Source organism: Streptococcus sp. 29896 (genome assembly GCF_032594915.1).
Lineage (GTDB): Bacteria > Bacillota > Bacilli > Lactobacillales > Streptococcaceae > Streptococcus > Streptococcus suivaginalis.
The window spans coordinates 1447137-1461547 of sequence record NZ_CP118733.1 but is presented as its reverse complement, the minus strand read 5'-3'; the positions used below and the strand labels follow the sequence as shown (position 1 = coordinate 1461547).

General features: G+C 45.4%; 16 protein-coding genes. 14 read left to right on the top strand and 2 right to left on the bottom strand.

The features are described from left to right. The first annotated feature begins 22 nt into the window (after nucleotides 1-22). Genes PXH68_RS06655 through PXH68_RS06635 form a run of 5 tightly spaced genes read left to right on the top strand, consistent with a single transcriptional unit; the run spans nucleotide 23 to nucleotide 3936 of the window. Nucleotides 23-472 carry a NanQ anomerase/TabA/YiaL family protein gene (locus PXH68_RS06655; RefSeq protein ID WP_202848261.1) on the top strand — a complete coding sequence of 150 codons (450 nt, stop codon included), beginning with the start codon at nucleotides 23-25 and terminating at the stop codon, nucleotides 470-472. 17 nt (nucleotides 473-489) lie between these two features. Further along, nucleotides 490-1119 carry a DUF624 domain-containing protein gene (locus tag PXH68_RS06650; protein WP_248027676.1) on the top strand — a complete coding sequence of 210 codons (630 nt, stop codon included), beginning with the start codon at nucleotides 490-492 and terminating at the stop codon, nucleotides 1117-1119. Between the two features lie 19 nt (nucleotides 1120-1138). Further along, complete coding sequence (locus tag PXH68_RS06645; protein WP_248027675.1) at nucleotides 1139-2059, top strand: dihydrodipicolinate synthase family protein; 921 nt, start codon at nucleotides 1139-1141, stop codon at nucleotides 2057-2059. A 9-nt stretch (nucleotides 2060-2068) separates the two neighbouring features. Then, nucleotides 2069-2959, top strand: coding sequence for an ROK family protein (locus PXH68_RS06640; protein ID WP_248027673.1), 891 nt, complete (start codon nucleotides 2069-2071; stop codon nucleotides 2957-2959). A gap of 8 nt (nucleotides 2960-2967) precedes the next feature. Beyond that, nucleotides 2968-3936, top strand: coding sequence for an alpha/beta fold hydrolase (locus PXH68_RS06635; RefSeq protein WP_248027670.1), 969 nt, complete (start codon nucleotides 2968-2970; stop codon nucleotides 3934-3936). Nucleotides 3937-4167: 231 nt separating this feature from the next. Here the strand turns inward: PXH68_RS06635 and PXH68_RS06630 are convergent, their stop codons facing one another. Both PXH68_RS06630 and PXH68_RS06625 read right to left on the bottom strand, forming a co-directional pair. Then, a complete protein-coding gene (locus tag PXH68_RS06630; RefSeq protein WP_316716070.1) occupies nucleotides 4168-5370 on the bottom strand; it encodes an IS110 family RNA-guided transposase in 1203 nt (400 codons plus the stop codon). A 244-nt stretch (nucleotides 5371-5614) separates the two neighbouring features. Continuing rightward, nucleotides 5615-6370 (bottom strand): MurR/RpiR family transcriptional regulator, encoded by a 756-nt coding sequence (locus PXH68_RS06625; protein ID WP_248028786.1) that lies wholly within the window; start codon nucleotides 6368-6370, stop codon nucleotides 5615-5617. 182 nt (nucleotides 6371-6552) lie between these two features. Between PXH68_RS06625 and ybeY the strand changes: the two genes are divergently transcribed. The 9 genes from ybeY (at nucleotide 6553) to rnr (ending at nucleotide 14411) form a co-directional block, all read left to right on the top strand. Continuing rightward, nucleotides 6553-7050 (top strand): rRNA maturation RNase YbeY, encoded by a 498-nt coding sequence (gene ybeY, locus PXH68_RS06620; RefSeq protein ID WP_248028782.1) that lies wholly within the window; start codon nucleotides 6553-6555, stop codon nucleotides 7048-7050. Further along, nucleotides 7031-7432 carry a diacylglycerol kinase family protein gene (locus tag PXH68_RS06615; protein ID WP_136581463.1) on the top strand — a complete coding sequence of 134 codons (402 nt, stop codon included), beginning with the start codon at nucleotides 7031-7033 and terminating at the stop codon, nucleotides 7430-7432. The genes ybeY and PXH68_RS06615 overlap by 20 nt, the downstream gene beginning before the upstream one ends. 17 nt (nucleotides 7433-7449) lie before the next feature. Further along, on the top strand, nucleotides 7450-8349 hold the full coding sequence (era, locus tag PXH68_RS06610) for a GTPase Era (protein ID WP_136581462.1): 900 nt from the start codon (nucleotides 7450-7452) through the stop codon (nucleotides 8347-8349). Between the two features lie 589 nt (nucleotides 8350-8938). Further along, entirely contained in the window at nucleotides 8939-9766 is an 828-nt protein-coding gene (mutM, locus tag PXH68_RS06605) for a DNA-formamidopyrimidine glycosylase (RefSeq protein WP_248028785.1), read from the top strand. Beyond that, complete coding sequence (gene coaE / locus PXH68_RS06600) at nucleotides 9759-10361, top strand: dephospho-CoA kinase (RefSeq protein WP_248028781.1); 603 nt, start codon at nucleotides 9759-9761, stop codon at nucleotides 10359-10361. Before mutM ends, coaE begins: the two co-directional genes overlap by 8 nt. Beyond that, on the top strand, nucleotides 10348-11553 hold the full coding sequence (locus tag PXH68_RS06595) for a multidrug efflux MFS transporter (RefSeq protein ID WP_248028780.1): 1206 nt from the start codon (nucleotides 10348-10350) through the stop codon (nucleotides 11551-11553). Before coaE ends, PXH68_RS06595 begins: the two co-directional genes overlap by 14 nt. Beyond that, on the top strand, nucleotides 11553-11702 hold the full coding sequence (gene rpmG / locus PXH68_RS06590; RefSeq protein WP_172043894.1) for a 50S ribosomal protein L33: 150 nt from the start codon (nucleotides 11553-11555) through the stop codon (nucleotides 11700-11702). Before PXH68_RS06595 ends, rpmG begins: the two co-directional genes overlap by 1 nt. Before the next feature lie 46 nt (nucleotides 11703-11748). Continuing rightward, complete coding sequence (gene secG / locus PXH68_RS06585) at nucleotides 11749-11988, top strand: preprotein translocase subunit SecG (protein WP_172043893.1); 240 nt, start codon at nucleotides 11749-11751, stop codon at nucleotides 11986-11988. 53 nt (nucleotides 11989-12041) lie between these two features. After that, nucleotides 12042-14411 (top strand): ribonuclease R, encoded by a 2370-nt coding sequence (rnr, locus tag PXH68_RS06580; RefSeq protein WP_248028779.1) that lies wholly within the window; start codon nucleotides 12042-12044, stop codon nucleotides 14409-14411.

Below are 14411 nucleotides of genomic sequence, written 5' to 3'. Positions count from 1 at the left end.
GCAGAGTGAATGGAGAAAGCCTATGATTTATGATCGAATCGATCAAGCCCTGCGCTACAAGGGATTAGACCCAAATTTGGATATGGCCTTGGAGCGATTGGCGGAAGGTGGTTTTGACCAATTAGTAGCAGGGCGGCATGATTGTCAAGGAGACCAGGTGTTTTTCTTTCTTCAGGACAATCAGTTAGCCTTGGAATCTAGCCCGATTTTTGAGTACCACAAGCGCTATGCAGATTTGCATGTGATTTTGGAGGGGAGTGAAAAAATATCTTATTCTTCTGAAGAAGCGCTTGATCCAACTTTTAAAGAAGAGGGAGACATCGGTTTTACTGTTGTTGAAGACAGGGTGGATTTCATCTTGAATGGTCATCACTTTCTCCTGTGTTTTCCACAGGAACTACATCAACCCAATCAATTTATGGGTCAGGGCCAAGAGGTCAAAAAATTAGTGTTTAAAATTTTAATGAAGTAAGTAAAAGGAGCTCGGTCATGCACAAACAGGTTCAAACAGCATGGAAATCTTTATTTGATGTGGAACATCCAGTCTGGCAGTTGGCTGAAAAGGTATGGACTGTTCTAGTCTTGAACCTGCTGTTTGTCCTGACGGCTCTTCCAATTGTTACCTTTGGGATTGCCCAATTCAGCCTAGTTGCCAGTCTCAATCAGTTGAGACTGAAGGGGAAGATTGCTGCTGTCCAGACATTTATGAGCTATGCCAAAACCAAGTGGAAACAAGGGTTATTGCTTGGTGGGATGGACCTGGCTTTGGTTTTCTTTAGTCTCGGTGATTTCTATCTGGTTCGGGACATGCAAGCACCAGTTTTCGAAGTCTTTAAAGTCATCTGTGTTGCAGTGTTTGTTTTCAGTCGCCTGCTCTTTCTCTATGCTTATCCTTTGGCTGTGGAAATGAATCGGTCTCTGAAAGAAATCTTGGTGCATGCTGGCTTGCTGGTTGGGGTCCGTCTATCCTTGACCCTGTTAGTTGTTCTGGTTCAAGTTGTTCTGGTCCTTCTGGCCTTGTGGTCTGGATTTAGTCTCTTGCTGGTCCTATCCTTGTTGGCCACCATTGGCTATGCTGGTTTACTATATCTCTTCTTACTTGCTTTGCATAAAAAATAGTTGAATGAAAGGTTTTTGAATGAAAAACTTAGAAAAATATCACGGAATCATCCCAGCGTTTTATGCTTGTTATGATGAAAATGGAGAAATCTCTTCGGAACGTGTTCGTGCTTTGACTCAGTATTTCATTGACAAGGGAGTTCAAGGGCTTTATGTCAATGGTTCGTCTGGTGAATGCATTTACCAAAGTGTGGCAGATCGCAAGCAAATTCTTGAATCGGTTATGGAGGTTGCCAAGGGCAAGTTGACCATCATTAACCATGTGGCCTGCAATAATTTGAAGGACAGTGTGGAACTAGCGCGCCATTCGGAAGAATTGGGTGTCGATGCTATTGCAGCTATTCCACCGATCTATTTCCGTTTGCCTGAGTACAGCATCGCAGCTTACTGGAACGGCATTAGTGCAGCTGCACCAAATACAGATTTCATCATCTACAACATTCCGCAACTGGCAGGTGTGGCTTTGACGCCTAGTCTGTACAAAGAAATGTTGAAAAATCCACGAGTGGTAGGGGTGAAGAATTCTTCTATGCCAGTTCAGGATATTGATACCTTTGTTAGTCTAGGCGGTGAAGATTATGTGGTCTTCAATGGTCCAGACGAGCAATTTCTCGGCGGTCGCCTCATGGGGGCTAAAGGAGGAATTGGTGGTACCTATGGCTCAATGCCAGAACTCTTCCTACGGCTCAATCAGTTGATCGCTGACAAGGACTTGGAAACAGCCCGTCAATTACAGGCAACCATTAATACTATCATTGGTAAATTGGTGTCTGGTCATGGTCATATGTATGCTGTCATCAAGGAAGTTATCCGTATCAATGATGGCTTGGACATTGGCTCTGTTCGGGAACCTCTAACTGCCTTAACAGAAGCAGACCTTTCCATCGCTCAAGAAGCAGCTCAGTTGATTCGGGATGCCAAGGAAAGATTTGGTGCCTAGGAGGTGTCTATGAAAACCTATCTTGCTATTGATATCGGCGGAACCCAGATAAAATATGGCCGCCTAGATGCAGCAGGTCAGATTCTAGAAAGTTACAAGATGGATACGGAAGCTCACAAGGGCGGTCCGCATATCCTTGCAACAGTCAAGAATCTAGTAGCAGATTTTCATGCTCAATCTCCACTTTCAGGTGTAGCCATTTCCTCAGCAGGGATGGTCGATCCTGATAAGGGAGAGATTTTCTATTCAGGACCGCAGATTCCAAACTATGCTGGAACCCAATTCAAGTCTGAAATTGAAACAAGTTTCGAACTTCCTTGTGAGATTGAAAATGATGTTAACTGTGCAGGGTTGGCAGAAGGGATTTCAGGCGCTGGTCTAGGTAGTCGGATTTCCATTTGCTTGACCATTGGAACGGGCATTGGTGGCTGCTTGCTGGTGGACGGTCAAATCTTCCACGGCTTTAGTAATTCGGCTTGTGAGGTCGGCTATCTTCATCTTTCTGATGGTGCCTTCCAAGACCTGGCTTCAACGACGGCTCTTGTCCAAGAAGTGGCTCGCCTGCATGGTCAGAATCCGGCAGACTGGAACGGCTATAAGATTTTCCAAGAAGCCAAGGCTGGAGATGCCCACTGTATTGCGGCTATTGATCGCATGGTCAACTATCTCGGCCAAGGCATTGCCAACATCTGCTATGTAGCCAATCCAGAAGTGGTTATTCTTGGTGGTGGTATTATGGCGCAAAAGGATTATCTCTTTGAGAAAATCCAGGCAGCCCTTAAAGAAAACTTGGTTTCTAGCCTAGCAGACAAGACCAGACTTGCCTTTGCGGAGCATGAGAATGCAGCTGGCATGCTGGGTGCATTTTATCACTTCCAACAAAAACAAGGTCTGAGATAGGAGGAGCTATGATTGATACAATGTCTCTGCAGGAGATGCAGGACTATCGAGGTCGCCATGAGGTGCCAGAAGATTTTGATCAATTTTGGCGGGCTGAAAAAGATAAGCTAGAAGGCTTGCCTGTTCATCAATTTGTGGACAAGGAGTGTGGCCTGGATCAGGTAACTTGTTCTAGCTTATGGTTTGAAGGGACCAATGGTTCCAAGGTATTTGCTAAATGCCTCTTTCCCAAGTCTAATCAGCCTGTTCCCGTTCTCTTTTACTTCCATGGTTACCAAGGACAAGGTCCTGATTGGACAGAGTTACTCAAGTTTGTCGCAGCGGGATTTGGTGTTGTTGCCATGGATGTTCGAGGCCAGGCGGGGCATTCTCAAGACCACGGCCGCTTTGATGGGATGACTGTCAAAGGCCAGGTTATTCGTGGGATGTTGCAGGGTCCTGACCACCTCTTTTACAAAGATGTTTACTTGGATGTTTATCAACTGGTGGAAATTATTGCCAGCCTTGACTTTGTGGACAAGAAGCGTCTGGTTTCTTACGGAGGATCCCAAGGCGGAGCCTTGGCCTTGGTTGCGGCAGCTCTCAACCAACGGATTGGAAAAACAGTGGCTATCTACCCATTCCTTTCCGATTTTAAACGGGTGTTGGAACTAGGAAACACTAGCGAGGCCTATGATGAACTCTTCCGATATTTCAAGTTTTCTGATCCATTTCACCAGACAGAAGATGCGGTTTTACAGACCTTGTCTTATATCGATGTGAAAAACTTGGCGCATTTGATTTCCTGTCCTGTTGCTATGGTGACAGGCTTGGAGGACAGTGTCTGTCCACCTTCTACTCAATTTGCTATTTACAACCGACTTGCAGGTCCAAGAGAAATGAAAATCATGCCTGACTATGGTCATGATGCCATGCATGTGAAAGTCAATGACTATGTCTTTGATTACTTACTTGGAACGCAGTTTTTTACAGATTAGCCAACTTCTCCTAAAAAAATTCCCGGCTCATCATCTGATGAGCCGGGGATTTTTTCTACCATTTGTCAAGCCTATCAAGGTATTTGATGAAAAATATTTTGAGTTCAATAGTCAAAATAAGGAAATTGTTTTCTTTTGGACTAAAGTTTCGTGTAAAAAAGAGTACACGAAATTAACACCTTATGTTGAAAATTTTTGATAAGGTGTTACAATAATATTGCATAAACAATCTTACTGATTTTGGGTTAAAGTGTAATCGTAAAGTTTGTTATGCGTTATGAGGTAATACATTGTCCGAATGAGACGATGTATGGAGGCAATCGTGTGTGGCTTTGTAGAAGTCGTTTGCGATTGTCTTTTTCGTTTCTCATAAAAGTCGGCGATATGGCAAGGATTGGTGTGACTGGCTGAAGCGATATTGTGAATGCATTTGAACAGAATCTTTCTAGCGTAGGGATTGCCACGCTTGGTAATGTGTTCCTTAGCGAGGAAGTTACCAGATTCATAGTGTCTCAGGTCAATACCGATAAAGGCATTGATTTGATTGGCAGACTGAAAACGGCGAATATCTCCCAGTTCACCAATAATACTTGTTGCAGTAGTCTCAGCTATTCCAGGAATAGAGAGCAGAATGTCATATTCAGGTAATGGCTGAGCTAGTTCCACCATTTGGTCTAGGACAGTTTGTCTCTGTTCAGAAAGCCGAAGCAATTCTTTTCCATAGTAACGCACCTCTTCCAGCATTGGAGAGGTTTTCTTGACGGCACAATAAGATTGATTAGCTAGTGCTATCAGCTTCTCAGCTAAGTACGCCACACGCTTGTCAGAAATCCGTTTTGAGGTGGACTGACGAATGCTCTCTGAGAGTTCGTCCTTGCTTAAATGAAGCACGAAGTCCTTGCAAGGAAAAGCTATGACCAGGTTCCAGTATTGTTCGCCAGATGGTGTTGATAAGATATTTTCCAATTCAGGAAAAGTGACTTGTAAGACCTTGTGCAGACGGTTTTTAGCTCGAACAATGTCCTCGGTCAGATTCTGATAGAAACGGCTAAGATCCCGCAAGTTTTGGTAGACTTCTTCTTGGACATAAGTGGGTTTACGATTCAGCACAAATTGAGATTGAGCCAGTTTTTCGGCGTCAATTTGATCTGTTTTCCGCACACGCAAGCTATCCAGTTGCTTCTTAGCTTCTAAGGGATTAAGCCGTGTATAAGCATAGCCATTATCTTCTAGAAAAGTTTGGAGACGGCGAGAGTAGACACCTGTTGCTTCAAAGATGATTTCTGGCTTATGGACGGTTCTCAAATCGCCAAGTAGCCAAGCAAAGCCTAAGGCGTCATTGGATATGGTATAGCCATGAACTTTCTCACCATTGACTAGAATGGCCACTTCTGAACTTACCTTACTCACATCAATCCCAAAAACTGCACGCATGATATTACCTCTTTGTCTTGAATGATTCCTTGTTTTAGTGATGTCATTTTCAATACTCGACGTCTGGCGTCCCACATACTTTGATAACATTCTTTCTAAAACAGGTGTCTTGCCAGTTTTTGTTGCGACGTCTAGCGTCAAAAAGCCCTACGACTTAACAAGACACCTCTACTTTATCATAAAGAAAAAGTAGTGAGTACTCTCTCCCGTCGGAGATTTCCTCACTACTAATCTTAGTATGTTTTTATTCAACAATCGTATGCTGGAAAATGGTTTCTTTTTTGTCCTTGTCCATGGCATGAAAGTAGGCATAGAGGATATCAAGCATGATGAGGAGCGGAACTTGGGGGGAAATACGGTTGCCGTAATTAAGGTGCCGAACGGAAGCAACCGGAATTTGTTCGATAGGAGGATCCATCTTGACTGTCTGGGAGGTAAGGAGGGCAGTGGGGACTCCTTTTTGGGCAGCAATCCGGAGATTGTCAATGATTTCGTCTGTTTGACCAGAAAGGGACAAGCCAATCACTAGACAAGATGGGTCTAAAATATTGGTAGTCCATTTGAGATTGTTGCTATCTGTCACAGCATCACAAACCACTCCCAAGCGCATAAAGCGTGTCTTGGTTTCCATAGCAACCAATCCAGAGCTACCGATTCCGTAAAAATAAACCCGTTTGCTCTTGTCAATCAGAGTCGCAATTTCTTCCAATCGGTCCTCATCTACCAGGCTATTGGTGAGGTGGAGGATTTCCTCATAGTCTATCAAGACTCGCTTGGTGAGGCTTCGTTGGATATGTTCAAAGTTTTCCACAAGGTATTGCTGATTGTTTTGGTATCCAAAGACAAATTCACGGTAGCCTGAAAAACCGCATTTTTTTGCAAAGCGGGTCAGGGCAGAAGCAGAGACATGAAGGTCCCTACGGACTTTTTCCAAGGAAAGATCAGGGCTTTCTTCGAGGCTGATAAAATAGGAGGCAATCATCTTTTCAAGCTTGGTCATGCTGTCGAGTTTGCTTTCAATTAATGAACTGATGTGCTGGTGGTTGGACAAATCCCTCAACTCCTTCGATTAGTATACTAAAAGTCTACCATAAATTTCGAGGATTGCCTATGTGCTGGTGGAGCATTTCGCCTCTTTTTGGTAATTTGTGTTATAATAGAGCCAGAAAGTAGGGTGACGCAATGTTTATCGAAATGACAGATGAGACGGGTCAGGTATCTGCTGAGATGCAAGAACAGATTCAAGACTTGCTCCAATACGCTGCTAAAAAAATCGGAAAAGAAAATAAGGAAATGGCTGTGACTTTTGTGGATAACGCGCGTGTTCATGAGGTCAACTTGGAATACCGTGGGATTGATCGCCCAACTGATGTGGTCAGCCTTGAGTATAAGCCTGAAAATGAGATTTTCTTCTATGAAGAAGACTTATTGGATGATCCTGATTTGGCTGAAATGATGGAAGACTTTGATGCTTATATCGGTGAGTTATTCATTTCCATTGAAAAGGCGCAAGAACAGGCTGCTGACTACGGCCATAGTTTTGAGCGGGAAATGGGCTTTTTGGCAGTACATGGTTTTCTGCATATCAATGGCTATGATCACTATACGCCAGAAGAAGAAGCAGAAATGTTTGGTTTGCAAGAAGAAATTTTAACAGCTTATGGACTTACAAGAGAATAAATCACAGAAAAAATGGAAGAACCGGGACTTGGTGGCCAGTTTAGAATTCGCTACAACCGGTCTGTTTACGGCGTTCAAGGAAGAAAGAAACATGCGCAAACATGTTGTGTCCGCCATTTTGGTCATCCTTGCCGGTCTGATTTTCCAGGTTTCCATTACGGAGTGGCTCTTTTTACTCCTCAGTGTCTGCCTGGTTATCGCATTTGAAATCGTCAACTCCGCCATTGAAAATGTAGTGGATTTGGCTTCGGACTATCATTTTTCCATGTTGGCAAAAAATGCTAAGGACATGGCGGCTGGGGCTGTTTTGTTTGTGTCAGGTTTTGCTGTTATAGTTGGATTGTTGATTTTTCTTCCCAAAATTTGGGAATTGATTTTTTAAAGAGTTAAGGAGAAATCATGGCATTTAAGTCAGGATTTGTGGCGATTTTAGGTCGTCCAAACGTTGGGAAATCAACCTTTCTCAACTATGTAATGGGGCAGAAAATTGCCATCATGAGCGATAAGGCTCAAACAACCCGTAACAAGATTATGGGGATTTATACGACTGAAGAAGAGCAGATTGTCTTCATTGACACACCAGGAATCCACAAGCCCAAGACAGCTTTGGGGGATTTCATGGTGGAGTCTGCTTACAGCACTCTTCGTGAAGTGGATACGGTCCTCTTTATGGTGCCAGCCGATGAGAAGCGAGGCAAGGGTGACGACATGATTATGGAACGCCTTAAACAGGCCAAGGTTCCAGTCATTTTAGTTGTTAACAAGATTGACAAGGTCCATCCAGACCAGCTTTTGGAACAGATTGATGATTTCCGTCAACAGATGGACTTCAAGGAAATTGTGCCAATTTCTGCTACCCAAGGGAACAATGTCAACCGACTCGTAGAAATTCTCAAGGAAAATCTAGATGAAGGTTTCCAATATTTCCCAGCGGACCAAATCACTGACCACCCAGAACGTTTCTTGGTATCTGAGATGATTCGAGAGAAGGTTCTACACCTGACTCGTGAGGAAATTCCGCACTCTGTTGCCGTTGTCATCGAGTCCATGAAACGCGATGAATTTACCGACAAGGTCCATATCCGAGCGACGATTATGGTTGAGCGTGATAGCCAGAAAGGCATCATCATCGGCAAGCAAGGAGCCATGCTCAAGAAAATCGGCTCCATGGCCCGTCGTGATATTGAATTGATGTTGGGCGACAAAGTCTTCCTCGAAACTTGGGTCAAAGTCAAGAAAAACTGGCGAGACAAAAAACTCGACCTCGCCGATTTTGGCTATAATGAGAAAGAGTATTAGAGCCTGGGGATAGGCTCTAATAGCCCGCCGACCTAAAAACAAGAAAGAGGCGGTACAATGTCCAGTAGACGTGTTCGACGTTTCTCACATCATTCGACCATAATGATGTGAGAAACTAGTAAGTCGCCTAGGCAATTCTGGGGGAGTGAAACAGTCTGGGAATAGACTGTTTCAGCAGGTCACCTAGAAATGCAAAAGTGACCATGTGAAGACCCGAGCTTGAAAACTAGAGAGCGAGGTAGCCTGGGGATAGGCTGTCTAAGTCAATCACTTAGAAATAGTTAGCAGAAAAGCCGAAAGGCTTTTACTGCGTTATGGAGAAATCTTTTTAGTAAACAAGAAAGGAAAGCCGGATAGGTGCTGGAATTGAACACGCCTAGGCCTCTTTGAAAATCACAACCGTGACCTAGGTGCCGAAGCACCGTCGGTCAGGTTTCTATTTACTTTGTAATTTTATTAGAAAGGACGAGTGTTAGCGTACTTGAACCCGAGCTAAAAGCTCGGAAAATAGATAGAGCTCCTTGTGTGCAAGTCACACAGCGTCGCTCTCCTAATTTTCAGTCGCTTTTTACGCTCTTGGTATCGTACATTGCCCGAATTGCCTGAGGTTGAGACGGTTCGTCGTGGTTTGAATCGGTTGGTTAGAGGAAAGGTCATCGAAAAGGTCAAGATGACCTATTCTCCTATGGTTAAGACTGGTGTGGATACCTTCTGTCAGGATTTGCTTGGTCAGGAAATTCTGGATGTGGACCGGCGTGGCAAGTATCTCTTGATTTACCTGACGGACCATGTCCTCATTTCCCACTTGCGAATGGAAGGTAAGTACAATTTCTTTCCTGACCAGGTGCCTGCCAACAAGCACTTCCATGCCTTTTTTACCTTCACGGACGGCTCAAGCTTGGTTTATCAAGATGTCCGCAAGTTTGGCACCATGGAACTGCTGGGCAAGGCAGATGTGGAAGCCTACTTCCTCAGTCGGAAAATCGGGCCTGAACCGACGGAGGCGGATTTTGACCTAGAAGAATTTTCGAGAAGATTAGCCAAGTCGAAAAAGCCTATTAAGTCACATCTTTTGGACCAGTCTTTGGTGGCTGGTTTGGGAAATATCTATGTAGATGAGGTTCTGTTTAGAGCACAAGTTCATCCTGCTCAAGCAAGTAATCAGCTATCGGCAGAGCAGGTAACTAGCCTCCATCAAGCCACCATAGAAGTTCTGCAACTGGGTATCGAAAAAGGTGGATCAACCATTCGGACCTATAAGAATGCCTTGGGCATGGACGGGACCATGCAGGATTATTTACAAGTTTATGGAAAGACAGGGCAGGCCTGTCCCCGTTGCCAGACAGAGATTGTCAAAATCAAGCTGGGCGGTCGTGGGACACATTTCTGTCCTCAGTGTCAGGTGAAATATGGCTAAAGTTATCGGTTTAACAGGCGGTATCGCTTCAGGAAAATCAACGGTTACAGCTTTTTTGCGAGAACAGGGCTATCCAGTCATCGATGCGGATGCGGTCGTGCATGACTTGCAGGCCAAGGGGGGAAAACTCTATCAGGTCTTACTTGCTGAGTTTGGGGAAGCTATCCTGTCAGCTGATGGCAGTCTAGATAGGGCTAAGCTAGGTCAGGCTGTTTTTGCAGATAGCAAACTGCGGGCTCGTCTGTCTGAACTGCAGGACCAGATTATCAGGCAGGAGCTGTTGACCAGAAGGGATGCCCTCAAGCAGACCGTTCCAGTGGTTTTCATGGATATCCCCCTGCTCTACGAGGCGGATTATAGCGGGGAGGTAGATGAAGTCTGGCTAGTTTATGTCGATAGAGCGCAGCAGTTGGAACGGCTCATGAACCGCAATAACTTGTCCGTTCAAGATGCGGAAAATCGTCTGACTGCGCAGCTTTCTTTAGAGGAAAAACGGTCGCAAGCCCAGGTGGTGATTGACAATAGCGGAGCGGTTGAGGCGACTTTGGGTCAGGTTGCGCAACTTTTGGAGGAAATGAAAGATGGACGAGGCTAGTCATTATTGGCAGCGAAATTTGAAGGTGGCCTGGTTGGGCAACTTCTTAACGGGTGTCAGTTTTACCCTGGTTATGCCCTTTATCTCGGTCTTCGTAGAGGAGTTGGGAGTGGGAGCGGGTCAGGTGGAATACTATGCAGGGCTGGCGGTGTCGGCCAATGCCTTGGCAGCAGCGGTCATGGCACCAATCTGGGGAAGTTTGGCAGACCGCTATGGACGTAAGCCCATGATGGTAAGAGCGGCCTTTGCCATGATTTTTACCATGGGTGGTATGGCCTTTGTGCCTAATGTTTTTTGGTTGATTGTTCTGCGTGTCCTGAACGGAATGTTTACAGGCTATATTCCTAATGCAACAGCCTTGATTGCCAGTCAGGTACCTAAGGACAAGACAGGCTATGCTCTGGGGACCTTGTCAACGGGTGCGGTTGCTGGAAACTTAATTGGCCCAACGCTGGGAGGGATTCTGGCGGAAATGGTTGGTGTGCATACAGTCTTTCTTTTAGTCGGCTTGCTCTATGCCTTAGTGGTTGTGCTGACTGTTTTCTATATTCGGGAGGATTTCACTCCTGTCAAGAAAGAAGAGGCCCTGTCGGTCAAGGAGGTCTTTGCTCAGGTCAAAGATAGGCAGATGTTGGTTGGACTCTTTGTGACCTCGATGGTTATCATCGCAGCGGCTCAGGCTGTGGTACCAATTTTGACCCTTTATGTGCGGCATTTGGGACAGACGGACAATCTCCTTTTTGTAGCTGGCTTTATCATTTCCTTGCCTGGTATGGCATCGCTAGTGACATCAGGATATCTTGGGAAAATAGGTGATAAGATTGGTAATCATAGACTATTGCTAATGGCTTTGGTCTATAGTCTGCTCATCAACATCCTATGTGTCTTTGCTCAAAATCCCTTCCAACTAGGTCTTTTGCGGTTCCTCTATGGATTTGGAACAGGGGCCCTATTGCCTTCGGTCAATTCCCTTTTGACAAAGCTGACGCCTAAGGAGGGGATTTCCAGGATATTTTCTTATAATCAGATTTTTAACAATATGGGGTCTGTTATTGGGCCCATGCTGGGGTCAAGTGTAGCAGGTCAACTGGGTTATGATTGGGTATTTTATTTGTCCAGTGGCCTTGTTCTCTTCAATCTGGTTTGGTCTGTCATCAATTTTAGAAACTATTTGAAAGTAAGGGAGATCTAGTGAGAGTTAAAATCAATTTGCAATGTTCGGAGTGTGGTAGTAAAAATTACCTGACTAGTAAGAACTCCAAAACCCATCCAGGAAAGATAGAAGTCCTTAAATACTGCCCAAAGGAGAGAAAAGTAACCCTTCATATTGAAACTAAATAGTTTTTATGGTATAATGGCAGAAGTTATTGAAGAAAGAGAAAAAAATATGTATCAAGTATTATTAGCCATTCTTTTGATTTTATCTGTTATTTTGATTGCGGTGATTTTTATTCAGCCAGCAAAAAACCAGTCTAGCAACGTTTTTGATGCTGGGACAGGTGCACTATTTGAACGTTCTAAGGCGCGTGGTTTCGAAGCAGTGATGCAACGTATTACCGCTATTCTGGTAGCAATTTGGATGTTGGTTGCCCTAGCCTTGGTTGTTATTTCAAGTACAGGTATGTAAGATAAAAAAAGACTGGGAACTTGTTCTTGGTCTATTTTTTTAGTAAAGGTAAGATGAAAAACGAAATTATAAACTATATTAAAGAAGTTGGTCCTGTGACCATGGACCAGCTGGCAGATCAGTTTGGAGCCAGTTCTGCAAAAGGTTTTACAGACTTGGTCAAGCTGGTTTCTAGCATGGAAGGTAGCCGTCAACTTGTCTTTGACCAAGCAGGTCGAATCGCTCTTCCAGCTCCAAAAATCTCCAAAAACAAGGTGACCTTGCAGGGCATTTTCCGTGCCCATAAGTCAGGCTTTGGTTTTGTGACCATTGACGAGGAGGAAGATGATCTCTTTGTCAGCCGTGATGATGTCAACTTCGCTATTGAGGGCGACCGAGTGGAAGTGGCGATCAAGAAAGTAGCGGACAGGCTCAAGGGGACGGCTGCGGAAGCGGAAGTCATTGATATTTTAGAACATAGCCTGAAAACTGCGGTGGGATTGATTGTCTTTGACGAAGACAAGCCAGAATATGCAGGCTACATCAAGTCTAAAAATCAGAAAATCGCTCAGAAGATTTACATCAAGAAGTCACCTCTGGTATTGACCGGAACGGAAATCCTCAAAGTCGATATTGAAGCCTATCCCAACAAGAAACGGGACCACTTTGTTGCGACCATTCGGGACGTGGTGGGCCACAAGGACGATGTGGGGATCGATGTCTTGGAAGTTTTGGAATCCATGGACATCGTGTCGGAATTCCCTGATGAAGTCTTGGCGGAGGCCAATCGAGTGCCAGAAAGTCCGTCAGAACAGGACTTTGAAGGACGCTTGGACCTGCGAGATGAAATCATCTTCACCATTGACGGCGCGGATGCCAAGGACTTGGACGATGCGGTCCATATCAAGAAGCTCAAGAACGGTAATCTGGAACTGGGTGTCCATATCGCTGATGTCAGCTACTATGTGACCGAAGGTTCTGCCTTGGATCAGGAAGCTGTCAAGCGTGGGACTTCTGTCTATGTGACCGACCGTGTGGTGCCGATGTTGCCAGAACGCCTGTCAAATGGTATCTGTTCCCTTAATCCAAATGTGGATCGCCTGACCCAGTCGGCTATTATGGAAATTGACCGTAAAGGCAAGGTGGTCAAGCACTGGATTGGTCAGACAGTCATCAAAACCACCTTCCGCATGACCTATTCCGATGTCAATGATATGATTGCGGGCAATCAGGAAAAGTTGGACAAATACAAGGCAATCGTGCCAAGTGTGGACCTCATGGTCAAACTCCATGAGACGCTGGAAGCCATGCGCTATAAGCGTGGGGCTCTCAACTTTGATACAGCTGAAGCTAAAATCATCGTCAACAAGGATGGTCTGCCAGTCGATATTCAACTGCGCCAGCGAGGCATTGCCGAGCGGATGATTGAGTCCTTCATGCTGGCTGCCAATGAGTGCGTTGCTGAGCATTTTGCCAAGTTGGACCTGCCTTTCATCTATCGGATCCACGAGGAGCCTAAGTCGGACAAGCTACAGAAGTTCATCGACTATGCGACCAGCTTTGGTCTGACGGTCTATGGTACGGCCAGCTCTATCAGCCAGGACGCCCTTCAGGACCTCATGGAGCGGGTCAAGGACGAACCCTATGCCGATGTCCTCAACATGATGCTGCTCCGTTCCATGCAGCAGGCACGTTACTCGGAGCACAACCACGGCCACTACGGACTGGGTGCGGAGTTTTACACCCACTTCACCAGCCCTATCCGTCGCTATCCCGACCTGCTGGTACACCGTATGGTGCGGGAATATGGTCACAATCCTGCGGAAAAAGCAGAGCATTTTGAGCAAGTTATTCCTGAGCTTGCCAAGTCTTCGTCCAGTTTAGAACGCCGTGCTATTGAGGCAGAGCGGGAAGTCGAAGCCATGAAGAAGGCAGAGTTCATGCAAGAATTTGTCGGGCAAGAGTTTGACGGTGTCGTGTCAAGCGTGGTCAAGTTTGGACTCTTTGTCGAGTTGCCAAATACGGTTGAAGGCTTGATTCATGTCACTAACCTCAACGAGTACTACCAGTTCCACGAGCGGACTCTGACCTTGCAAGGTGAGAAATCTGCTCGGGTCTTCCGTGTCGGTCAGCCAATCCGTATCAAGCTAACGCGGGCGGACAAGATGACAGGGGAAATCGATTTTGCCCACGTGCCGTCCGAGCTGGATATTGTCGAAAAGGCCTTGAAAGCCAAGCGGAGAACGGCTAGTCACTCCACCCGAGATCGTGATGATCGGTCAGGGCGAGGACGGGGCAAGCACCACAAACAAGAAGCTTCTGGTCGCGATAGCGGACGTCACAAGTCTGGGAAAGACCACAAGTCAAAAAGTGGTAAAAAAGACAAGAAAAAGAAACCATTTTACAAAGAAGTGGCTAAAAAGAACAAGAAGAAAAGGAGATAG

Excerpts from the sequence above, each read along its gene's own strand:
- PXH68_RS06615 (WP_136581463.1), top strand. The coding sequence starts at position 7,031 with ATGGACTTACAAGAGAATAAATCACAGAAAAAATGGAAGAACCGGGAC.
- PXH68_RS06630 (WP_316716070.1), bottom strand. The coding sequence starts at position 5,370 with ATGCGTGCAGTTTTTGGGATTGATGTGAGTAAGGTAAGTTCAGAAGTG.
- PXH68_RS06655 (WP_202848261.1), top strand. The coding sequence starts at position 23 with ATGATTTATGATCGAATCGATCAAGCCCTGCGCTACAAGGGATTAGAC.
- PXH68_RS06650 (WP_248027676.1), top strand. The coding sequence starts at position 490 with ATGCACAAACAGGTTCAAACAGCATGGAAATCTTTATTTGATGTGGAA.
- PXH68_RS06635 (WP_248027670.1), top strand. The coding sequence starts at position 2,968 with ATGATTGATACAATGTCTCTGCAGGAGATGCAGGACTATCGAGGTCGC.
- PXH68_RS06625 (WP_248028786.1), bottom strand. The coding sequence starts at position 6,370 with ATGACCAAGCTTGAAAAGATGATTGCCTCCTATTTTATCAGCCTCGAA.
- rnr (WP_248028779.1), top strand. The coding sequence starts at position 12,042 with ATGAAAAACGAAATTATAAACTATATTAAAGAAGTTGGTCCTGTGACC.
- PXH68_RS06595 (WP_248028780.1), top strand. The coding sequence starts at position 10,348 with ATGGACGAGGCTAGTCATTATTGGCAGCGAAATTTGAAGGTGGCCTGG.
- coaE (WP_248028781.1), top strand. The coding sequence starts at position 9,759 with ATGGCTAAAGTTATCGGTTTAACAGGCGGTATCGCTTCAGGAAAATCA.
- secG (WP_172043893.1), top strand. The coding sequence starts at position 11,749 with ATGTATCAAGTATTATTAGCCATTCTTTTGATTTTATCTGTTATTTTG.
- PXH68_RS06645 (WP_248027675.1), top strand. The coding sequence starts at position 1,139 with ATGAAAAACTTAGAAAAATATCACGGAATCATCCCAGCGTTTTATGCT.
- ybeY (WP_248028782.1), top strand. The coding sequence starts at position 6,553 with ATGTTTATCGAAATGACAGATGAGACGGGTCAGGTATCTGCTGAGATG.
- era (WP_136581462.1), top strand. The coding sequence starts at position 7,450 with ATGGCATTTAAGTCAGGATTTGTGGCGATTTTAGGTCGTCCAAACGTT.
- PXH68_RS06640 (WP_248027673.1), top strand. The coding sequence starts at position 2,069 with ATGAAAACCTATCTTGCTATTGATATCGGCGGAACCCAGATAAAATAT.